Source organism: Rheinheimera texasensis DSM 17496, from assembly GCF_000711985.1.
GTDB classification, from domain to species: domain Bacteria; phylum Pseudomonadota; class Gammaproteobacteria; order Enterobacterales; family Alteromonadaceae; genus Pararheinheimera; species Pararheinheimera texasensis.
The window spans coordinates 548350-569278 of record NZ_JONU01000007.1 but is presented as its reverse complement, the minus strand read 5'-3'; the positions used below and the strand labels follow the sequence as shown (position 1 = coordinate 569278).

Genomic DNA, 20929 nt, shown 5'->3' with positions numbered 1-20929 from the left:
GTGACCTGGTTCAGATATCGGTTCTGGCAAAAGGGTCGTCTTTAATCACGGCGACCTGCCATTTACCACCATGTTTTTCCATTTTGACCATCCGCATATTTACGACTTTGGCGTCATCTTTCATTCCGGTGAAAATCAGCATGACATCGGCCTTGTCGGTATAAAACTCGCGGACGTTTTTGTTGGTGTCTTCGATAGTAATTTCGACTTTATCAAAGCTCATATTGAGTAAAGTTCGGCCGACCGCTTTACCCGACGCATAACCATCCAGTACCCGGCGCAGCGACGGCATGGCATGGCGTTTGGCTTCTTTGATGTCGTTATCTATCAAAATGGCTTCGAAAAAATCGACGGCAGTCAGCTCGGGTGAATCCGTGGCTGTTGCCGCTGAGCCTGCCGCCGCTTGCACCGCAGGTTCTGTGTCGGCCGCCGGAGTGGAGTCGCCACAGCCAGTGAGATAAATCACCGCAGCGATGCTGCTGAGAATACGCCAATTTTTAAAGTTCACTTTGCTACTACCTTTTGCTGCATGTCTGCGCAGTTTGCTGCGCTGCGCTTTTGCTGTAAAGCAAAAAAGGCTGCAACAGGCAGCCTTTTTATTCTGAAAGCATTAAGTTCAGGCTTGCAGCTCAGCTTCAGTAAAGACATCCGCGAACAGCGCGCTGGACAGATAACGTTCAGCGGAAGACGGCAGGATCACCACAATGTTTTTGCCGGCAAATTCCGGCGACTCCGCCAGGCGTTTCGCTGCAACTACAGCGGCACCTGAAGAAATACCTGCCAGGATGCCTTCTTCTTTCATTAGGCGGTGTGCCATCGCAATGGCATCGTCATTACTGACTTTCTCGACGCGGTCAAGCAGTTCCAAATCCAGATTGCCCGGAATAAAACCAGCACCAATACCCTGAATTTTGTGCGGGCCCGGTTTGATTTCTTCGCCGGCCAGTTTCTGGCTGATCACCGGTGAATCGGCCGGTTCTACCGCGACGCTAATCAGCGGATGTTTTTTCTCCAGTTTGATGTAGCGGCTCACCCCGGTGATAGTCCCGCCAGTGCCGACGCCGGCGACAAACACATCGATATTGCCGTCTGTGTCGTTCCAGATCTCCGGGCCTGTGGTATCAAAGTGAATTTGCGGGTTGGCCGGGTTTTCAAACTGCTGCAGTAACAGATACTTGTCAGGATTAGACGCCTGAATTTCTTTGGCTTTTTCAATGGCGCCTTTCATACCTTTGGCGCCTTCGGTCAGTACCAGATTAGCACCTAAGGCTTTGAGAAGTTTACGCCGCTCTAAGCTCATAGTCGCTGGCATGGTCAGAGTTAACGGATAACCGCGGCTTGCTGCAACAAAAGCCAGCGCGATACCGGTGTTACCGGATGTAGGTTCAATCAGTTCTTTGCCTGGGCCAAGTAAGCCTTTTTTCTCAGCATCCCAAATCAGCGCGGCACCTAAGCGGCACTTGACGCTGAAACTTGGGTTACGGGATTCGATTTTGGCGTAAACGTTACCAGTGGTGACGCGTTTTAATTTGACCAGCGGTGTGCGGCCGATTGACAATGAGTTGTCTTCATAAATGTTTGCCATACAGAGCTCCAGACAGACAAAGAATTTGGCTCAGCATAACCGCTGATGTAAAAAACGAAAGTAGCGTTTTGATATAACTTATATTACTTAATGTTATAAGCGTTTGACGCGAATTTGAGGCTTCTATGCGTTTTCAAAGTAATGACTCATATATAGTGACCCCTGAGCTGGCGCTCGCAGTCAACGCCGCAGTGACGTTGCAAAAACCGTTATTAATCAAAGGTGAGCCGGGCACCGGTAAAACCGAACTGGCCAAAGCCCTGGCTGTTGCGCTCGATACTGACTTGCTGCAATGGCACATTAAATCCACTACTAAAGCCCAGCAGGGCTTATATGAATATGATGCTGTCTCGCGTTTGCGTGACAGCCAGCTCGGTGATGCCCGCGTGCATGACATTGCCAATTACATCAAACCGGGTAAGTTATGGCAGGCGTTTACGGCAGCGAAACCCCCCGTGCTGCTGATTGATGAAATCGACAAAGCTGATATCGAATTCCCCAACGACCTGCTGCACGAACTGGACCAGATGGCTTTTGATGTGTATGAAACCGGTCAAACGGTACGCGCGTTGCAACGCCCTGTGGTGATCATCACATCCAATAACGAAAAAGAGTTACCGGATGCGTTTTTGCGCCGATGTTTTTTCCATTACATCCGCTTCCCCGATGCTGATGCGCTGGAGCGCATTGTCGACGTGCATTTACCTGGTTTATCCAAACAGCTGCTGAGCGAAGCACTACAAAGCTTTTTTGGTTTACGCGAACTGCCGGCGCTGAAGAAAAAACCATCGACTTCTGAGCTGATCGACTGGCTGCGTTTATTGTTGGCGGAACAAGTGACACCGGAACAGCTGAAACAGAGCCGGGAGACCGGCGGCTTAATGCCGTTGTTTGGCGCCTTGCTGAAAAACGAACAAGACGTCGCGCTGGTGGAAAAACTGCTATTTATGGCAAAGCGGGCGCGCTGATGTTCAGTGGTTTTTTTCTGACGGTACGCCGCCATGGCGTCAAAGTCAGCATCACCGAGTATCTGGATTTGCTACGCGCAGTACAGCAACAGCTGGTGTTCGCTGATCTGGAACAGTTTTATCAGCTGGCGCGGCTGTGCTGGGTGAAAAACGAAACCGACTATGACAAATTCGACCGCGCCTGCAGTGAATATTTCGACGGTGTTGAACAGCTGGATCTAATCAGCGCTATTCCCGACGACTGGCTGACGCCTGGTTTGTTGCGCCAGCTCTCAGAAGAAGATAAAGCAGCCCTGCAAAGCCTCGGCGGGCTGGAGGCTTTACTGAAAGCATTTCGCGAACGCCTTGCCGAGCAGCAAGGCCGTCATGCCGGCGGCAATAAATGGATAGGGACTGGTGGTAGCTCGCCTTTTGGCGCTTATGGCTTTCACCCGGAAGGTATCCGTGTTGGTCAGCAGGGCAGTGGCGCACGGCGGGCGGTCAAAGTCTGGGACGAGCGCCAGTTTCAGAGCCTGAGTAGCGACGAAGTGCTGAATAACCGCAGTCTGCAGCTGGCGCTCAGGCAATTACGCCGTTTTGCCAGAAGCGGCGCGCAGAGTGAGCTGGATTTAAACGACACTATCAGCGCCACTTCCAAACAAGCGGGGCTGCTTGATTTACGTTATCAGCGCGAGCGGCACAATGCCGTGAAGTTGTTGCTGCTGTTTGATATCGGCGGCTCGATGGATGATTACATTCATGAATGCCGGCAGCTGTTTAATGCGGTGCGCGCCGAATTTAAGCATCTGGAATTTTTTTATTTCCATAATTGTGTTTATGAAACCCTATGGCGCGATGAAAAACGCCGGCCACAGGATGCTGTGTCCACCACGCAGCTTCTGCATACCTATGGCCATGATTACAAGCTGATTTTTGTCGGTGATGCGACAATGGGGCCTTATGAAATCAGTTATCCTGGGGGCAGCGTGGAGCATTTTAACAGCGAAGCCGGTGAGGTCTGGCTGCAGCGTTTACTTGCACAGTTTCCGCAAGCGGTCTGGCTGAATCCACAGCCAGAGGACTGGTGGTCGCATTATGCTTCGATTGGACAGATCAACAAAATCTGTTCTGGCCGGATGTTTGGTCTTACACTGGACGGTTTAGCCAGTGCTATCAATCAGTTAAAGCACAAGTACTGAAACCGTTGCTGCATCTGCAATCGATTGTTAGTATCAGGTAAACTCCCTTCCATTGAGCCTGAGCTATGCCCACTAATAAATATGAACTGCCGGCTACGCCGCCGCCGCAAGGGGAAACCGGTGCGCCGCTTACCCGGCAGGAAAGTCGTGAAATTGTCACGCCTTATGCCTTTGAAGTATGCCCGAATCTGCTTGGCGTACCGACCGCGCATCCACTACGCCGGGCAATCGCGATGGGGATTGATGGCATTATCATTTCAGGCCTGGCCAAGGCCAGTTTGCTACTGATTTTGCCGGTGATGACTTATCTCATCTGGTTCCGGCTACAGGCGAAAAAATTTAATCATGTCATCCTGTTATTGCTGGCAACGGCGTTTTTGGCAGCGTCGGCCACCTGGATGCCGGAGCTGATTGTTGAGCAGGACGCCGATCTGAATGTGGCAAATAAGTCCTTAAGCGCGGATCAGGCCATGGTGCTTGCTGCCACGGCACTGAAAATTCAGGCGCAGAGCTGCGAGCTTGGTTGTATGAAAAAAGAGCTGGAAAAAACCACAAAAATGCTGCGAAAAGCCGGCGTCGATAAAGTTGCAGCGGTCGAGATGATGGACAGTTTAGTTGATGGCTCTGATTTCCCGGCTGAGCAATGGCCGCTGTATCGGGACGCGCTGCTTGATGATTTTCCTGCAGTTGCCCCGCAAAAGCCGGTAGAAGCGAAACCGGCGCAGCCGGAAGCCCCAGCCTTACCTTGGTACATTCCTGATGAAAATACCCACAGTGTGGTGGCTTGGGTTAAAGGCATTTTTGCCGATTTGGGCATCGGCGTGGGCTGGGCGGTGTTTTATTTCACCGCGACTATTGCCTGGTGCCACGGCCAGACTATCGGTAAAAAACTGATGCGGATCAAAGTGATCCAGCTGGATGGCAAAGAACTGAATCTGTTAACTGCATTCAGCCGCCAGGGCGGTTATGGCGCGGGTCTCGCCACAGGCTTGTTAGGTTTTCTGCAGATATTGTGGGACCCAAACCGCCAGGCAATTCAGGATAAAGTCGCGTCGACTGTGGTAATCCGGCTTGGCAGAGAAAAACGGCCGCTGACTCATTGAGGCCGCTTGTATCAATGCATGCTCTGCTGCAGGCTACTGCCTTTGTGTCTGCAGCTGAGTTATACTGCAATTTTTCTAACCCATCCGACCAGATCCAATCCGACTGATCCGGCGTAGTGGAGCTCTTCATGAAATCAATTCTGATCACCGGATCCGGTGTATTTACGCCAGAAGCAACCGTCACTAACGAAGAACTGGTCGCCAGTTTTAATCAATATGTTGACTTATTTAATGCCGAGAATGCCGAAGCCATTGCGGCTGGTGAAGTGGCTTCAATGGAATACTCCAGCTGCGAGTTCATTGAAAAGGCCTCAGGCATCAAATCGCGCCATGTGCTTTACAAAGACGGTATTCTGGACCCACAAGTGATGCAGCCGGTATTCCGCCGCCGTGGCGAAGACGAATTACCGGAAATGGTTGAAATGGCTTTAGCGGCCGCGAAAGAAGCAATAGCCCAGGCCGGCAAGACTCCGGAGCAAATTGATTTAATTATTTGTGCCGCCTCGAATTTACAACGGCCTTATCCGGCGCTGTCGATTGAATTGCAACAGCAGTTAGGTGCCAAAGGATACGCCTTTGATATGAATGTGGCCTGCTCCAGTGCCACTTTTGCTATCAGTAATGCAGTCAATGCCATCCGGGGTGGTACCGCTTCTGTGGTGTTGGTGGTGAATCCGGAATTCGCTTCGCCACAGGTTAATTACACCAGCCGCGACAGCCACTTTATTTTTGGTGATGTCTGTAGCGCCACTATCATTGAAGCCGCCGACACCGCAACTGCCGACAATAGTTTTGAAATTGTCGGCATGCGGTTAAAAACTGAATTTTCGAATAACATCCGCTGTGACGTGAGCTATGTGGAGCACTGTTACCCGGATGCAGAACCCTTGGTGCCGTTTTTCCGCCAGCAGGGCCGCAAAGTATTTAAAGAGTTGCTGCCGCTGGTAGCTGAAGTGATTGAAGGCGAAATGGCCGCCTGTGGCCTGACCGCGTCTGATTTAAAACGCCTGTGGCTGCACCAGGCAAATATCAATATGAACATCTTTGCCGTGCGAAAGATTTTGGGCCGCGAACCAGAGCCGGGTGAAGCACCATTAGTGTTGGATACTTATGCCAATACCGCATCTGCCGGTTCTATTATTGCGTTTCACCAGAACAAACAAGGGCTGGCGCTCAATGACCACGCCGTGTTGTGCTCTTTTGGTGCCGGTTATTCAATTGGTTGCCTGATGCTCAAACGCGCACGTTAAACGACGGTCATTTTAAAACAAAACGGCAAACTCAAATGGGATTGCCGTTTTTTTGCTGCAAAATCTGCTGTCGGTATCTGGCTTTGACCTGTTACAAACGCAACAGCGAATTCTGCTCATAAGATACCGGCGATGGTACATAGTCGTCGGCCTGTTCGTCATTGCGCCAGTCGTTGTGGCCTAAGCGGTAGCGGAATTGATAGCTGCTGTCTTTCGGTAGAGTCAGGGTCAGGCTGAAATCGCCATTTTTCTGCTTTTTCATCGCATTGTCCTGCCAGTCGTTAAATTCACCGACCAGCACCACAGATTCTGCACTGGCGGCCTGTTCGGCCGGGACAACAAACGTCACTTTACAGGCTGGTTTAGTCTTCAGATATTGCTTGCTGATTGCCATGATGTCACTCCGTTATGCTAATAAATCCACGAGCACCGCAAGTTCCGCGGGCTTTAAGCTCTGCAGCAAAACTAGCATAGTCTGTTTGACAACAACATGACACGACAGTGGGATTGCTACTGAAAACGTATGCGCCCTGCAGCGAAGAAGGCGTAGTGGTCCGCCTGATGGCCTTGAGAAGCAGGACTTCGCGCGACAACAGCCTGGATGACGGAACTTCGGTTGGCGCAGCTGAAATTTTTAGGTTTATCTGCCATCAGCTGTTGAATAAAAAACGGGCGCTTATTGAGCACCCGTTTTTATCACGCACAACAGCGGCGGTTTAACACTCGATAATATTGACCGCCAAACCACCACGCGAAGTTTCTTTGTATTTGCTTTGCATATCGCGGCCAGTGTCCCACATGGTTTTAATCACTTTATCCAGCGAAACTTTATGCTCACCGGTACCACGCAGTGCCAGGCGCGAGGCGTTGATAGCTTTCACGGCGCCCATCGCATTACGTTCAATACAAGGCACCTGTACCAGACCACCGACCGGGTCGCATGTGAGACCTAAATTATGCTCCATACCAATTTCAGCGGCGTTTTCAACGTTGTCGACGGAGCCACCAAGAATTTCGGTTAAAGCGCCGGCCGCCATCGAGCAGGCCACACCGACTTCGCCCTGACAGCCGACTTCAGCGCCGGAAATCGAGGCATTTTTCTTGTACAAAATGCCGATAGCCGCTGCGGTTAACAAATAGCGGGTATAGATGTCGGGCGTTACTGGCTGGATAAATTTGTCGTAATACATCAGCACCGCCGGAATAATCCCGGCAGCGCCATTGGTCGGCGCAGTGACCACGCGGCCACCGGCAGCGTTTTCTTCATTGACGGCGAGCGCAAATAAATTCACCCAGTCCATCACCTGCAGCGGATCTGAGCTTTTTTCGGCGCAGAGGCGGCGATATAGCGCCGGGGCGCGGCGTTTTACCTTCAGACCGCCCGGTAAAATACCTTCGGTCTTCATGCCGCGCTGCACGCAGTTGTACATGGTTTGCCAAATCAGGCCGAGTTCGGTTTCAATTTGGCTTTCACTACGCAGCACCTTTTCGTTTTCCATCATCAGCGCGGCAATCGACAGGCCGTTTTCTTTACATAGTTTCAGTAATTCAGCACCAGTGTTGAATGGAAACGGTGGTGGATTGTCGGCGGCAAACTGACTGGCGGCTTTTTTCTCACTGGCAAAATCTTCGGCCTTGACGATAAAACCGCCACCAATCGAGAAGTAAATTTCACTGAACACGATTTCTTTATTGGCATCATAGGCAATCAGCTCCATGCCGTTGCTGTGTTCTTTTAAGGTTTTGCGCCGGTGAAACACAATTGCGCCTTCCCGTGGGAAACTGACGACATGGCCTGACGCCAGCCTGATTTGCTCCTGTTCATCCACTTGTTTCAGGATGCCCGGCACCAGATCGGGGTCGCAGTTTTCCGGTAAGTAACCACAGAGGCCCAAAATGACTGCTTTGCCGGTGCCGTGACCAATGCCGGTCTGACCCAAAGAGCCATAGAGTTCGGTTTTAATACTGGCGACGTCGGCAAGCCGGCCGCTCGCGGCGAGGTTTTCGGTGAATAACTTAGCGGCACGCATCGGGCCTACAGTGTGTGAACTGGATGGGCCTATGCCAATACTGAACATGTCAAAAGCGCTGATAATCATAGGGTGGTCTTTTTTGCCTTATTAGAATAAGCGGGATTGTACCGGATGTGCCGGCATTGTGTAACTGATGCTGTCACTGGTCAGTGTTGCTTACAAAATGGGAGCGCCAACGCATCGTGTTGATATACAGTCAGGTGGTTAACGTGAAGTCGCAGCAAGCTGTTGTGCCAGCTGATACAAAATTTCAGCACTGGCACCCCAGATAAGATGCTGCTGCCACGGGATAAAATGCAGGCGTTGCTTTTTCCCCCTGAGTGGCCAGATTTCAGTTTGCCGGCGCCGTGCCGACAGCGCTTCGTGCAGCGGCAATAACAACACCGAATCGACTTCATCGGGTTGCAGCTGCAGTGCCGGTAGCTGATCTAATAAACCAATCCACGGCTGCACGATAAAACCGGTGGAGGTATTAATCGCCGGCAGCTGGCCCAGTAAGCGGACCGCCGTGGGGGCGATGCCGGTTTCCTCAAAAGTTTCGCGCAGCGCCGCAGCGGCGCTGCTTTCGCCGGTTTCTATCCGGCCGCCCGGAAAACTAAGCTGACCGGGATGATGGCGCAGGTGTAAAGCCCGGCGCGTCATCAACAAGGTCCATTCACCATCGTGGCGAAATAGCGGCAATAACACCGCAGCATTGGCCGTGCCAGCGGTTTTTCCATTTGGCGGTGGCTGCAGCAGATAACGGCTGAGCCAAAGATCGGCCTGAGATTCAGTCATGGCTGATTGTCGTTTTGTTGTTGCAGCACCGGCAGAATTTTACCGACTTTGTCGTATGTTTCCTGATATTCGGCTTCGCCTTGGGAGTCGGCGACAATGCCGCCGCCGGCCCAGCAATAAATCTGCTGGTTAGCCACCACCAAAGTACGGATAGCAATATTGGTGTCCATATGGCCGTGTTGGCTGATATAACCAATGGCGCCACAATAGACGCTGCGCCGGTGCGGCTCGAGCTCTTCGATGATTTGCATGGCACGCACTTTCGGCGCTCCGGTAATAGAGCCTCCCGGAAACGCGGCGCGCAGCGCATCGATCGGTTGATATTGCGCATCCAGCTCACCAGTAACAGTGCTGACCAGATGATGTACGGCCGGGAAAGATTCAATGGCAAATAACGCCGGCACCCGCACTGTGCCAGGTCGGCAGACTTTACCTAAGTCGTTACGCAGCAAATCGACAATCATCACGTTTTCGGCGCGATCTTTTGGCGATTGCTGTAAGAGCGTTGCGCTTTGCGCGTCCTGTGCCGGGTCAGCGAAACGCGGCCGGGTGCCTTTAATAGGTTTGGTTTCAACCTGCGTATTTTTCACTTCGATAAAACGTTCCGGTGAAATCGACAGCACCGCAGTATCCTGCAAGCGGATAAAGGCCGAAAACGGTGCCTGATTACTGCGCCGCAGTTGCAGATAAGCGGCAAATGCATCACCGGCAAAGCCGGCGCTGAAACGCTGCGCCAGATTAATCTGGTAGCAATCACCGCTTTGCAGATAGGCCTGAATTTTATCAAACCTTTGCAGGTATTGACTGCGGCTCATGTTGGCCTGCCAGTCGCTGGTGAGCGTGAACGCAGCGCTGGACTGAGCTGCCGCCGGGGGCTCTTTGAACTGAGTCAAATAGCCGGAAGAAGATGTTTCCGCAGCGCCGTAGCAATCAACAAACCAAAGCTGCTGCAGCTGTTTATCCAGCACCAGCGCCTGACTGTAGAGACCTACGGCCAGATCGGGCAGCTTAATATCGGCGCTGGCCTGTTCCGGCAATGTCTCGATAACCCGACCCAGGTCATAACCAAAATAACCAACAGCACCGCCGGTGAATGGTAAGGGGCTGCTATCGGCTGGTAAGGCCGGAAGCATTTGCTGCTGTAGTTCTTTGAGTAATAGAAAAGGATCGGCGTCTTGTTGCTGTTCTGACCAAAGTCCGTCGCCATCAATTCGACTGACAGTGCATTGCCGGCCAACAGCAGTCAGCGTGGCCAGTGGTCGGCACACCAGAATGTCATAACGGCTGTTTGGATGCTCTGGTGCGGCGGAATCGAGCAACATGGCAAAAGGCTCTGCGGCAACCGCCTGAAAATAACCGGTTAAATCGGTAACCTGTGATGCGACAAGACACTGTAAGGACATGACATAAAACTCAAACAATAAGCGGCGGCTTTGGGCACAGAACCGATGAATTCAGTATCAACTGACTAGCCGCCTCGACAGGATGCGCGTTATGATAGCAGCCCTGCTTAAAATGAGAAGCAGTGCCAGACCGGGCAAGGGTCGGGTGCTGTATAAATACCCTGGCAGCCAGCACACTGACTGCCTGTAACCACGCAGAAGGGCACCCTATGACGGTTATTCGCCAGCAAGACTTTATCGACAGCATCGAAGATGCGTTGCAATACATCTCTTATTATCATCCGCTGGATTTTATTCAGGCCTTAGAAAAGGCCTATCACAAAGAACAAAATCCGGCCGCCAAAGACGCCATTGCACAAATTCTGATTAACTCGCGGATGTCAGCGCAAGGCCACCGGCCTATTTGTCAGGATACTGGCATCGTGACTTGTTTCGTTAATATCGGCATGGACGTCAAGTGGGACAAAACCGACATGACAGTGCAAGAGATGGTGGATGAAGGCACACGCCGTGCTTACATGAACCCGTTAAACCCGCTGCGCGCCTCTATAGTCATGGACCCGGCCGGTTCGCGCAAAAACACCAAAGACAACACGCCGGCTGTAGTGCATATCAACATGGTCGCTGGCCATCATGTTGAAGTTGCTATCGCCGCCAAAGGCGGTGGCAGTGAAAATAAAACCAAAATGGTGATGTTAAACCCATCTGACTCCGTCGTTGAGTGGGTGCTGGAAACATTACCAAAAATGGGCGCTGGCTGGTGTCCACCTGGCATGCTCGGTATCGGTATTGGCGGCACCGCAGAAAAAGCGGCAGTACTGGCCAAAGAAGCACTGATGGAACCCGTAGACATTCAGGACCTGCTGGAAAAAGGTGCAGAGACTGGCGAAGAAAAACTGCGCCTTGAACTCTATGAAAAAGTGAACAAACTCGGCATTGGTGCGCAGGGTCTTGGCGGTTTAACCACAGTGGTTGACGTTAAAATCAAATCTGCGCCGACCCATGCGGCGTCGAAGCCGGTGGTGATGATCCCAAACTGCGCCGCCACCCGTCACGTGCATTTCCATTTAGACGGCTCGGGCCCGGCGCATTTACCGGTACCAAAACTGGAAGACTGGCCACAAGTGACCTGGGAACTTGGGCAAAACGTGCGCCGCGTTAACCTTGATAAAGTCACACCTGCTGACGTGCTGGAATGGAAAGCCGGTGAAACTGTGTTGCTGTCCGGCAAGATGTTAACTGGCCGTGATGCCGCGCATAAACGTATTGCCGACATGCTGGCCAAAGGCGAAGCACTGCCAGATGGTGTCGACTTCAAAAACCGCTTTATTTATTACGTCGGCCCGGTTGATGCGGTTGGTGATGAAGTGGTTGGCCCGGCAGGCCCAACCACAGCGACGCGGATGGATAAATTTACCGATATGATGCTGGGCCAGACTGGCCTGTTAGGCATGATTGGTAAATCAGAGCGCGGTGATAAAACCGTCGCCAGCATCAAAGAACACAAAGCTGTGTATTTAATGGCGGTTGGCGGTGCAGCCTATCTGGTATCAAAGGCCATCAAAAAATCCCGCGTGGTCGCTTTTGCCGATTTAGGCATGGAAGCGATTTACGAATTTGATGTCGAAGATATGCCGGTGACGGTCGCGGTCGACAGTCAAGGCAATAATGTCCATGACCAGGGCCCGGCGATTTGGAAAGTTAAAATCGCTGAGGCGGTAAAAGCCTGATAATCCATAAAATAAAGCGCGTCTGCAGGGAAACCTCAGACGCGTTTTTACAATAACAACAAGAGAAATTTTGCAACGAGGGAGTATCCGCATGAAAGCTTGGGGAATTCTGGTCAGTGCACTGCTGATGGCGGCAGGCGCACAGGCAAAAACCAATTTAACCATTGAACACTTAAATAAACTGAACAAAATTTACGATGTGCAGGTGTCGCCGGATGGCCGCTTTGTCGCCTATGGCCAGAAAAACGGTGGTCTGGCACCGGCCGATACCACTGCTGATTTGTACCTGCTCGATGTGCAGGATGGTAATAAAGTCCGCCGCCTGACTGAAAGTGCTGGTCGTGAACATGATGTGCGTTTTAGTGCGGACGGCACAGCGTTGTATTTCCTGGCGGACCGCTCTGGTTCCAGTCAGCTGTGGCGTTTACCGCTTAGTGGCGGCGAAGCGCGGCAGTTGACCGATCTTCCATTGGATGTACAGGGCTACATGGTGTCCGCCGACGACAAAAAAGTTGTGTTGACGCTCGATGTCAAACCTGGCTGCAAAGACTTAGCCTGCACTGTGGCACACAACAAAGCCACGGCAGAGAAAAAAGACAGCGCTACCGCCTACGATTCATTGATGGTCCGGCACTGGGATACCTGGGAAGATGGTCTGAAGAATCACTTTTTTGTGGCAGATCTTGGCGAAACAGCAATTAAAGATGCCAAAGACTTAATGCCGGAATGGGACACTGATGTCGCAGGTACCGGCGAAGCAGCATTTACGCCAGACGGCAAAAATCTGGTATTTAGCGCCAAAATTCCGGCGGCGGATCAAAGCTGGCACACCAATTTTGATATTTTTCAGGTCTCACTTAATGGCGGCCAGAAAATCAATCTGACCAAAGACAATCCGGCCTGGGATGCCAAGCCGCAGTTCTCTGGCGATGGCCGTTACATGGCGTATCTCGCGATGAAAAAACCAGTGTATGAAGCTGACCGTTTTGGCCTGATTTTACTGGATTTAGTCACCGGCGAGCGTAAAGAGCTGGCGCCGCAGTGGGACCGTTCGATTGAGGATTTTGTCTTCGCACCAGATAACCGTACAGTCTATGTCACAGCACAGGACTTAGGCCAAAAAGGCATTTTTGCCATCGACCACGCCTTTGGCGAAGTCAGCAAAATTTATAGTAACGGCAGTGCCGGCGACGTCGCAGTGCGTGGCAGCAATGTGTTTTTCACCAATCATCAGCTGAATGCTCCGGCGGATATCTACCAGCTAAAAAATGCTGGCGGTGAAGCATACCCACTGACTCAGGTGAATGCGCTGACACTCAAAGACATTCAGCTGGCCGAATTTGAACAATTCAGTTTCCCCGGAGCTAATGACGAAACCGTCTATGGCTACTGGATGAAACCGTGGAATTTTGAAGCCGGTAAAAAATATCCAATCGCCTTTATTGTGCATGGTGGCCCGCAAGGCAGCTTCGGCAACATGTTTAATACCCGCTGGAATGCGCAGTTATGGGCGGCACAGGGCTATGGCGTGGTGATGATCGATTTCCACGGCTCGACCGGTTATGGTCAGGCCTTTACCGATTCAATTGCCCGCGACTGGGGCGGCAAACCACTGGAAGATCTGAAAAAGGGGTTGGCCTATGTGACTGAGCAACAACCCTGGCTGGACAAAGATAACGCCTGCGCGCTCGGCGCATCTTACGGTGGTTTTATGATGAACTGGATCGCCGGTAACTGGAATGATGGCTTTAAGTGTCTGGTCACCCACGCGGGCTTATTCGATATGCCAAGCTTCTACGGCAGTACCGAAGAGCTGTGGTTCCCTGAGCACGATATGGGCGGCCCGGTATGGGATAAGTCTGCGGATTATCAGAAGTTTAATCCGGCAGCTTTTGTTGATAACTGGAAAACTCCGATGCTGGTGATCCATGGTCTGAAGGATTACCGGGTGCCATATGCGCAAGGATTAGGCGCCTATACCACCTTGCAACGCAAAGGCATTCCGTCCCGATTGGTGATATTTCCGGATGAAAATCACTGGATCCTGAAACCAGCGAATTCTGAGCGTTGGTACAACGAAATTTTCAGCTGGATGAAACAGTATACTGCAAAATAGTCAAATAATTTTACAGTCAAAGCCCGCAGCAAGCGGGCTTTGTTGTTTTACTGCACAAGCGTGGTGCGTAAATGGGAAATTAGTAACAAATAATTGCAATGACGTTGCATTTAGAGGGCGCTTGTATAATCTATTCATTGGATATGTTTCACGTCTCGAAACAAGCCCTGACATAAGGATATGTGGATATGCGTTTCACCACGAAAATCAGGCTGATTAGCCTTGTCACTGCGTTATTACCATTGATCGTTGCCACCCTCATCGTTACTTTATTGGCCCGGGCCGAATTGTTCAGCCAGGCTGAAGCCAAGCTCACCGCAGTACGCGAAATCAAACAACGCCAGATTGAAGCGATGTTTGCTGATTTTGCCGCCGGCTTGCAGACCATCAGCGCGGTGGTCAAGGCGGACCTCAATCCAAATCAACCATTGGCTTTGCATGAATCAATACAGGCTATTGGCAAAGAACTGGGTTTTTATGATGTATTTGTCATAAATCCTGATGGCTTAGTGGTTTACAGCGTTGCGCGCGAAGCAGATTTCCAGACCAATCTGATCCATGGGCCTTATGCCAGTTCAAACCTTGCCAAAGTATTTCAGCGCGCTCGTGGGAATTCTGAGCAAGTGATGCTAGAAGATTTTCAGCCTTATGCTCCGTCAAATGGTGAGCCGGCAGCCTTTATGGCGAAAAGTCTGGAGTTGAATAACCAGCAGTATGTAGTGGCCGTGCAGCTTTCAATCGATAAAATCAACGCCGTCATGCAGGTGCGTGAAGGCATGGGGCAGACAGGGGAGAGTTATCTGGTTGGCCCGGACTTCCGTATGCGCTCAGATTCATATCTGGACCCGAAAAATCGAACAGTACGCGCTTCATTTGCCGGTGCAGTTGATAGCCATGGCGTGGACACTGAAACCAGTAAAGCGGCGCTGCAAGGCCAATCCGGCCTGCATTATATCGACGATTATAACGGTAATCCGGTGGTGTCCGCCTTTGCGCCTGTTGATGCGCTGGGTTTGCAGTGGGCTTTACTGGCGGAGGTGGATGTAGCTGAGATTGCCGCACCGGCGCAGCGTATGTTGTGGATTGGTCTTGCGGTCATTGCCGTTGCTATTGCTGCGGCGGTGTTAGTGGCGCGTCTGGTCACCGGTTTTGTGCTGAACCCATTAGGCGGTGAACCTGCCGAAATGGTGCATTTGACCAGCGTGATCGCCAAAGGGGATTTAACCATGGCGTTGCAAGCGAAAACCGCGTCCAGTCTGATGGGCTGGCTTGGCCGGATGCAACAGCAATTGCGACAAATTGTCAGCCAGCTGGTCGGCGTCGGTCAGGCACTGGAAATGGCGGCGGCACAAAACTCTGCTGCTATTACGCAGGCAGATGGCAGTCTGCAACTACAGGCGCGTGAAACCGAGATGCTGGCGACTGCGGTGGAGGAAATGAGTTACGCGGCGGCAGAGATTGGCAATAACACAGTGAAAGCTGCCGATGAAGTGAACGGCTGTCAGCACAGTGCGACTGAGCTTAATGAAACAATTTTACATGTCAGTCAAAGCCTAGAGCAGACACTCACTGCATTCAGCCAGATGCGTGGTCAGGTTGGTCAGCTTGATCAGGACAGCCAGAAAATCGCGTCAGTAGTTGCGGTGATCACAGCAATAGCGGATCAAACCAATTTACTGGCGTTAAATGCTGCGATCGAAGCGGCCCGGGCCGGTGAACAAGGTCGCGGTTTTGCTGTGGTTGCCGATGAAGTACGTCAACTTGCCGGTAAAGTACAGCTGGCAACCCGCGATATCGCTCAGGTGATCCAGGGGATTTTACACATCTCGGCCAGTTTATCCGGTAGCAGTGACGATTGTGCGCAAATTGCCGATTCGGCCAAGACCGAAGCGGAGCAAATGTTAGGGCAGGTCAGTCAAATTAATCAGCGGCTTACTGCGCTAAAAGGCCTGATGGCGCAAACCGCCACTGCTGCGGAAGAACAGACCAGCGTCAGTGCGACTTTAGCCCGTAGCGTATCGAGTCTAAGCGCCGCGGCGGAAGAGAACAGCACCGCCATTAGCGAAGTGGCGCATAATACCCAAAGTCTGTTGGGGCTTGCCAACGAGTTAGGGACGACGGTGGGTCGGTTTAAAGTATGAAGATGAACAGCTTTGCTGCGGTAAGGCAGCATTGTCTGGCACAAGCGGTCAGTTGCGAAGACTTCCCCTTTGGGCCAGACATTTACGTCTACAAAACGCATGGCAAAGTTTTTGCCATTTTAATGGAGAAAGACGGCGTCGCGCGGGTCAATCTCAAAGCAGACCCAACCGAAGCGCTGATGTTACGCCAACTGTTCAGAGCCGTGACGCCCGGCTATCACATGAACAAAAAACACTGGAATACATTGTTGCTGGATGGTTCGGTGCCGGATGCTGAAGTGCAGCGCCAGATTGATCAGTCCTGGCAGCTGGTGCAGCCAAAACAACGGCGGGCGCGCGTCGAACAGCCGGCTTAGTCTTTTTTCAGGTAAAGCTGCTGGCGGATAAACAGCTGTTCAATCTCAGTGCGGGCCCATGGCGTTTTGCGTAAAAATTTCAGGCTGGAACTGACGCTGGGGTCTTTACTGAAGCAATTTAACTTCACCAGTTTTGCCAGACCACTAAAACCGCCGTTGTGAGCCAGTAACAGTTCGAGAATTTGTTGCAGTGTAAAGCCGTGCAGCGGGTTTTTCGGTTGTGCAGGTTGCATTATTGTCCTTTTGCCGGCGCTGTGGCTTCGGATTGCGGGTTTTGTGTTGGCAGCTGAACCGGGATCTGTGGACGTTGTCCGACTGGGGCAAACAACGAGCGCCAGACACCACCCAGCTTTTCATCTTCACTGCCAATCGCCAGGCTGGAGCCCGGTAGTAGCGGGCTTGGCGCTGCCAAACCCTCTACTTTTAGACCGTCAATTTGCCAGTAAATCCGGCTTTCTCTGATGAGTTGCAGCGGTTCGGTGGCCTGCGGGTCGACTAAGGCAACCTGATAGATAAACGAACTGAACGGACCTGCCGATCCTGCTTCACGTACTGCGCTGGCCCACAACACATTGGATTCGAGATAGAGCTCTGCGATATCGCGTTGATAGGGATCAGCATGGTCGGGTTGTGGTGCCAGGACTGGTAAACGGCTGGCCGCCCATTGAATTTGCCCCGCGGCGATATCAAAATCGCCGTGTACCAGACTACCGCGTTTCTGTTCGCCTCCGCGTTCCCCAAGCACCAGCAGATAGCGGTTTACGGCTTTTTGGGCGCAGGCGAGGCCTTCAAACTGGTCGCCGGCTTGTTGCGGACTATTATCGGCCGTCACCGGCAACGGATAGCTGGCTAAGACCCGGGCATAGCTGGTTTGTAGCAGCTGAATATGAAACAAGCGGCCGAACTCACCTTGCCAGCTGCCTGATTCGGCAATTAAAAATTCATTGGGCCGGCCAGGCAGCGCACAGACACTTTCTAAATCATTCGACATTTGCGCCTCAGGCCAGTTGCTGACCGTCAGCGGCTGGAAGCGGGGCGCTTTGTCGGCATAGATTTGTAAAACACCTAAGCGTTCGCCCGGATTGGCAATCTTTTTATCCTGCACTGTCAGGTAACGGTCATTATCCATTTGCGCCATGCCGCTGATGCCGGGCAGGGCTGGTTGAGGCTGTGCCCGGCTTAAGGTAAACCAGCGTGGATCCAGCGCTTGCTGAAACAACAGCGGTGCCATCTTCAGAAAATGCCGGGCATTTACTTCACATTGCACATTATCCGGATAATGTTGCTTCCATGGGTCGTTGACCAGATAAAGCGTTTGACCATGCACTGCTACGCCTTCGAGTGCAGTTTGCACCACACGTTCATACACCGGGCATAAGCCGGAGTTGTCAGTGCCGACATAAAATTGCAGCGGCTGCACAAAAGGCTTCACGCGGTTAGTTAAATCAAATACCCAAAGTTCATCATCATTTCGGGCGGCGGCGATCAGATAGCCCGGATGGCCCGGTACCGGGCTTGGCATAAAATCGAGGTCGTTAATCGGATGGCCGCGGTCGTCCAGCTCAGGCAACGTCAGATTGGCATCTATCACTTTGACAAAGTTATCGCGGGTCCAGAAATCGGCGGTTAGCCTGGTCTTAAAGATGGCTGGCAGGCCGGCCATATTCTTTTCAAGCCCCAGATACAGATTCTGGTGATCGTCAATCGCGAGGCCTTCTATACCATCATTGGGTAAGTTGCCGACATTGGCTTCTGCCGGGAACTGCACCGGGCGCACCGCAGTTATTTCTGCGCGGGTCAGCGCTGCATCAGTGCTGATCTTTAGCAATAAGGTTGGGTAGGAGGTCGAATTGGTTTGAGCGAATTTACGGGCACAGACCGGGCTTAGTTGCGCCCGGCTGGCGTCTTCGGTCACTGTGATCAAGGTTTGCGCGTCTAGCCGATCCCAGGTCAAAGCTTCTAAATCCGGTGAGTTGGCCAGATAGTCGCCAAAGCAGCTGTTACGGACGTCGTCCGACAAGGTAATAGGGATAGGCGCTGTGACAAAGCGGCCTGTGGCTGGATTGATGCGAAAAATTTTCATCCGAAGCTCAGGTGCAGCGCTTTGGTCGCCGAGGCTCAGCAGCTCATCATGACGCCAGGTAAGACCGGATGTTTGTGGATCTGTCAGGGTTTCGCCCTGCAAATCGGTCAGCCACTGGCCTGTTAAGGCCTGGCTGGCAAGCACCGGGGTACTGGCAATGAGAATGAACCCAATACAACTGAGGGATTTAAGTAACAAATTCATGGTGCTCTCAACAGTGCGACGGAGTGAAATACCGCAGACGGTTCTGACAACAAAGTCGCTAATCTAGCAGAAATTCGGCGGACGGCATACTGCAGAGGCTGAAGATCCTGATGGCTGCGACGAAAGTTGCAGGAAATAGCCCATCAGCTGAAAAAACAAACCCCGGCACGGGGCCGGGGTCCTGTAAACGAAGCTTCAATGCAGAGCGTTATCAATAACCTTGTTCGTGCACGTCTCTGACTGCACGACCAGACGGGTCGGTCAGCTGGGCCATTTTTGCATCCCAGGCCAGCGCTTCCGGCGTGGAGCAGGCGACAGATTTACCACCTGGCACGCAGGCAATAGCTGCCGGGTGCGGGAAGTGCTCTTCAAAGATAGTCCGGTACAAATAACCTTCTTTAGTGTCAGGTGTATTGACCGGGAAGCGGAAGCTGGCGGTCGCCATCTGCTGATCAGACACTTCCTTCTCAGCGAAGGCTTTTAAGCTGTCAATCCAGCTGTAGCCCACACCATCAGAGAACTGCTCTTTTTGCCGCCACAGAATTTCTTTTGGCAACAGACCATCAAAGGCTTCACGCAAAATGTGTTTTTCCATTTTGCCGCCACCGCACATCTTGGCTTGTGGGTTTAAGCGCATTGCCACGTCCATGAAATGTTTGTCGAGGAATGGCACGCGCGCTTCAATCCCCCAGGCCGACATCGCTTTATTGGCGCGGTTACAGTCAAACATGTGTAACCGGTCCAGTTTCCGCAACGTTTCCTCGTGGAACTCCTGAGCGTTTGGCGCTTTGTGGAAATACAGGTAACCGCCGAAGATTTCATCCGAACCTTCGCCGGACAGTACCATCTTGATGCCCATAGCTTTGATCTTACGCGCCATTAAATACATCGGGGTCGAAGCACGGATGGTGGTGACATCATAGGTCTCGAGGAAATACACCACATCACGCAGCGCATCGATACCTTCCTGCACGGTAAAATGCACTTCGTGGTGCACAGTGCCAATGGCATCCGCCACAGTGCGGGCGGCTTTTAAATCCGGCGAACCCTGTAAACCCACAGCAAAGGAGTGCAACCGCGGCCACCAGGCTTCTGATGCGCCGTCATCTTCTACCCGGTTGCGGGCAAATTGCTGGGTAATGGCCGAAATCAGACTCGAATCCAGGCCACCGGACAACAACACGCCATAAGGTACGTCCGACATCAGGTGGCTTTTTACAGACTGTTCCAGCGCAGCTTTTAATTCACCTAAATCGGCTGGATTGTCTTTGACCGCGTCATAACTCATCCAGCTGCGCTGATAATATTTCATCAGTTTGCCGACTTTAGAGTCGAAATAATGTCCTGGCGGGAATTCCTGCATTTGTTTACAAACCGGCACCAGCGCTTTTAACTCAGACGCCACATAGAGCTGACCGTGTTCGTCATAGCCGTAATACAGCGGAATGATACCGATATGATCGCGCGCAATCAGGTAACGTTGTTGCTCAGCGTCATACAGAATAAACGCAAACATGCCTTGCAGCTGGTCAACAAATTCGGCGCCGTGTTCAAGGTACAACGGCAGAATGACTTCACAGTCTGATTTGGTCTGGAACTGATAGTCGACCGTTAAATTCTTCTCTAAATTCTTGTGATTATAAATCTCACCATTCACTGCCAGAATGTGATTTCGATTCGGGTTAATCAGCGGCTGCGCACCGTTTTCAGTATCTACAATCGCCAGACGTTCATGGACGAGGATGGCATTATTATCATTCCATACCCCAGACCAGTCAGGACCGCGGTGGCGTAATAACTTAGATAACTGTAGCGCCTGCTGACGCAACGCTTTAACATCAGTCTTGATGTCAAGCACCCCAAATATCGAACACATGGTAAAAACTCCGTATTGGTTAATCCGAAAAAAATCATTTCATTTGGCAGTATGTACGTTTAGACGTACCTGTTTGACTGTGCCACTCTGGGCGGAAATTGCAAGCGCTTTTTGCCGGTTTTTGCA

At 51.8% G+C, this 20929-nt stretch carries 17 protein-coding genes; 8 read left to right on the top strand and 9 right to left on the bottom strand.

The window, feature by feature from the left end:
- Window positions 1-10: 10 nt before the first annotated feature.
- Together Q399_RS0102580 and cysK are read right to left on the bottom strand one after the other, a co-directional pair.
- Window positions 11-508: a hypothetical protein gene (locus Q399_RS0102580; protein ID WP_051685685.1), complete on the bottom strand. Its 498-nt coding sequence runs from the start codon at window positions 506-508 to the stop codon at window positions 11-13.
- A gap of 108 nt (window positions 509-616) precedes the next feature.
- Window positions 617-1585 (bottom strand): cysteine synthase A, encoded by a 969-nt coding sequence (gene cysK, locus Q399_RS0102575; protein ID WP_031565177.1) that lies wholly within the window; start codon window positions 1583-1585, stop codon window positions 617-619.
- 125 nt (window positions 1586-1710) lie between these two features.
- Here cysK and Q399_RS0102570 point away from each other — a divergent pair, with 125 nt between their 5' ends.
- From Q399_RS0102570 to Q399_RS0102555, 4 genes are all read left to right on the top strand, one after another.
- A complete protein-coding gene (locus Q399_RS0102570) occupies window positions 1711-2553 on the top strand; it encodes an AAA family ATPase (RefSeq protein WP_031565175.1) in 843 nt (280 codons plus the stop codon).
- The gene (locus Q399_RS0102565; protein ID WP_031565174.1) at window positions 2553-3731 is read left to right on the top strand and encodes a vWA domain-containing protein; all 1179 of its coding nucleotides are present in this window, start codon (window positions 2553-2555) and stop codon (window positions 3729-3731) included. The genes Q399_RS0102570 and Q399_RS0102565 overlap by 1 nt, the downstream gene beginning before the upstream one ends.
- Before the next feature lie 65 nt (window positions 3732-3796).
- Window positions 3797-4834, top strand: coding sequence for an RDD family protein (locus tag Q399_RS0102560; protein WP_031565172.1), 1038 nt, complete (start codon window positions 3797-3799; stop codon window positions 4832-4834).
- 128 nt (window positions 4835-4962) lie between these two features.
- Entirely contained in the window at window positions 4963-6084 is a 1122-nt protein-coding gene (locus Q399_RS0102555; RefSeq protein ID WP_031565170.1) for a beta-ketoacyl-ACP synthase III, read from the top strand.
- A gap of 91 nt (window positions 6085-6175) precedes the next feature.
- On the opposite strand, the gene Q399_RS0102550 is transcribed toward Q399_RS0102555, so the two are convergent.
- The 4 genes from Q399_RS0102550 to pabB all read right to left on the bottom strand — a co-directional run bounded on the left by Q399_RS0102550 (window position 6176) and on the right by pabB (window position 10297).
- Complete coding sequence (locus tag Q399_RS0102550; RefSeq protein WP_031565168.1) at window positions 6176-6478, bottom strand: isoamylase early set domain-containing protein; 303 nt, start codon at window positions 6476-6478, stop codon at window positions 6176-6178.
- 322 nt (window positions 6479-6800) lie between these two features.
- Window positions 6801-8183 (bottom strand): L-serine ammonia-lyase, encoded by a 1383-nt coding sequence (locus Q399_RS0102540; protein ID WP_037045490.1) that lies wholly within the window; start codon window positions 8181-8183, stop codon window positions 6801-6803.
- Window positions 8184-8321: 138 nt separating this feature from the next.
- A complete protein-coding gene (locus Q399_RS0102535; RefSeq protein WP_031565163.1) occupies window positions 8322-8894 on the bottom strand; it encodes a CoA pyrophosphatase in 573 nt (190 codons plus the stop codon).
- Complete coding sequence (gene pabB, locus Q399_RS0102530; protein ID WP_031565161.1) at window positions 8891-10297, bottom strand: aminodeoxychorismate synthase component I; 1407 nt, start codon at window positions 10295-10297, stop codon at window positions 8891-8893. Before pabB ends, Q399_RS0102535 begins: the two co-directional genes overlap by 4 nt.
- A 209-nt stretch (window positions 10298-10506) precedes the next feature.
- Between pabB and Q399_RS0102525 the strand changes: the two genes are divergently transcribed.
- The 4 genes from Q399_RS0102525 to Q399_RS0102510 all read left to right on the top strand — a co-directional run bounded on the left by Q399_RS0102525 (window position 10507) and on the right by Q399_RS0102510 (window position 16640).
- Window positions 10507-12027 (top strand): fumarate hydratase, encoded by a 1521-nt coding sequence (locus Q399_RS0102525; protein WP_031565159.1) that lies wholly within the window; start codon window positions 10507-10509, stop codon window positions 12025-12027.
- Window positions 12028-12118: 91 nt separating this feature from the next.
- Entirely contained in the window at window positions 12119-14143 is a 2025-nt protein-coding gene (locus Q399_RS0102520; protein ID WP_031565157.1) for a S9 family peptidase, read from the top strand.
- A gap of 188 nt (window positions 14144-14331) precedes the next feature.
- Complete coding sequence (locus Q399_RS0102515) at window positions 14332-16284, top strand: methyl-accepting chemotaxis protein (protein WP_031565155.1); 1953 nt, start codon at window positions 14332-14334, stop codon at window positions 16282-16284.
- Window positions 16281-16640, top strand: coding sequence for an MmcQ/YjbR family DNA-binding protein (locus Q399_RS0102510; RefSeq protein ID WP_245612807.1), 360 nt, complete (start codon window positions 16281-16283; stop codon window positions 16638-16640). The genes Q399_RS0102515 and Q399_RS0102510 overlap by 4 nt, the downstream gene beginning before the upstream one ends.
- Here Q399_RS0102510 and Q399_RS0102505 read toward each other — a convergent pair.
- The 3 genes from Q399_RS0102505 to asnB all read right to left on the bottom strand — a co-directional run bounded on the left by Q399_RS0102505 (window position 16637) and on the right by asnB (window position 20803).
- Complete coding sequence (locus tag Q399_RS0102505; protein ID WP_031565151.1) at window positions 16637-16873, bottom strand: VF530 family DNA-binding protein; 237 nt, start codon at window positions 16871-16873, stop codon at window positions 16637-16639. The two genes, Q399_RS0102510 and Q399_RS0102505, sit on opposite strands and share 4 nt — an antisense overlap.
- The gene (locus Q399_RS22220) at window positions 16873-18927 is read right to left on the bottom strand and encodes a hypothetical protein (RefSeq protein ID WP_211253151.1); all 2055 of its coding nucleotides are present in this window, start codon (window positions 18925-18927) and stop codon (window positions 16873-16875) included. Before Q399_RS22220 ends, Q399_RS0102505 begins: the two co-directional genes overlap by 1 nt.
- Before the next feature lie 211 nt (window positions 18928-19138).
- Entirely contained in the window at window positions 19139-20803 is a 1665-nt protein-coding gene (asnB, locus tag Q399_RS0102495; protein ID WP_031565147.1) for an asparagine synthase B, read from the bottom strand.
- Between the last annotated feature and the right edge of the window lie 126 nt (window positions 20804-20929).

Bases quoted from the DNA above. Each gene is read 5' to 3' on its own strand.
- cysK (WP_031565177.1), bottom strand. From the start codon at position 1,585: ATGGCAAACATTTATGAAGACAACTCATTGTCAATCGGCCGCACACCG.
- Q399_RS0102570 (WP_031565175.1), top strand. From the start codon at position 1,711: ATGCGTTTTCAAAGTAATGACTCATATATAGTGACCCCTGAGCTGGCG.
- Q399_RS0102565 (WP_031565174.1), top strand. From the start codon at position 2,553: ATGTTCAGTGGTTTTTTTCTGACGGTACGCCGCCATGGCGTCAAAGTC.
- Q399_RS0102560 (WP_031565172.1), top strand. From the start codon at position 3,797: ATGCCCACTAATAAATATGAACTGCCGGCTACGCCGCCGCCGCAAGGG.
- Q399_RS0102555 (WP_031565170.1), top strand. From the start codon at position 4,963: ATGAAATCAATTCTGATCACCGGATCCGGTGTATTTACGCCAGAAGCA.
- Q399_RS0102550 (WP_031565168.1), bottom strand. From the start codon at position 6,478: ATGGCAATCAGCAAGCAATATCTGAAGACTAAACCAGCCTGTAAAGTG.
- Q399_RS0102540 (WP_037045490.1), bottom strand. From the start codon at position 8,183: ATGATTATCAGCGCTTTTGACATGTTCAGTATTGGCATAGGCCCATCC.
- Q399_RS0102535 (WP_031565163.1), bottom strand. From the start codon at position 8,894: ATGACTGAATCTCAGGCCGATCTTTGGCTCAGCCGTTATCTGCTGCAG.
- pabB (WP_031565161.1), bottom strand. From the start codon at position 10,297: ATGTCCTTACAGTGTCTTGTCGCATCACAGGTTACCGATTTAACCGGT.
- Q399_RS0102525 (WP_031565159.1), top strand. From the start codon at position 10,507: ATGACGGTTATTCGCCAGCAAGACTTTATCGACAGCATCGAAGATGCG.
- Q399_RS0102520 (WP_031565157.1), top strand. From the start codon at position 12,119: ATGAAAGCTTGGGGAATTCTGGTCAGTGCACTGCTGATGGCGGCAGGC.
- Q399_RS0102515 (WP_031565155.1), top strand. From the start codon at position 14,332: ATGCGTTTCACCACGAAAATCAGGCTGATTAGCCTTGTCACTGCGTTA.
- Q399_RS0102510 (WP_245612807.1), top strand. From the start codon at position 16,281: ATGAAGATGAACAGCTTTGCTGCGGTAAGGCAGCATTGTCTGGCACAA.
- Q399_RS0102505 (WP_031565151.1), bottom strand. From the start codon at position 16,873: ATGCAACCTGCACAACCGAAAAACCCGCTGCACGGCTTTACACTGCAA.
- Q399_RS22220 (WP_211253151.1), bottom strand. From the start codon at position 18,927: ATGAATTTGTTACTTAAATCCCTCAGTTGTATTGGGTTCATTCTCATT.
- asnB (WP_031565147.1), bottom strand. From the start codon at position 20,803: ATGTGTTCGATATTTGGGGTGCTTGACATCAAGACTGATGTTAAAGCG.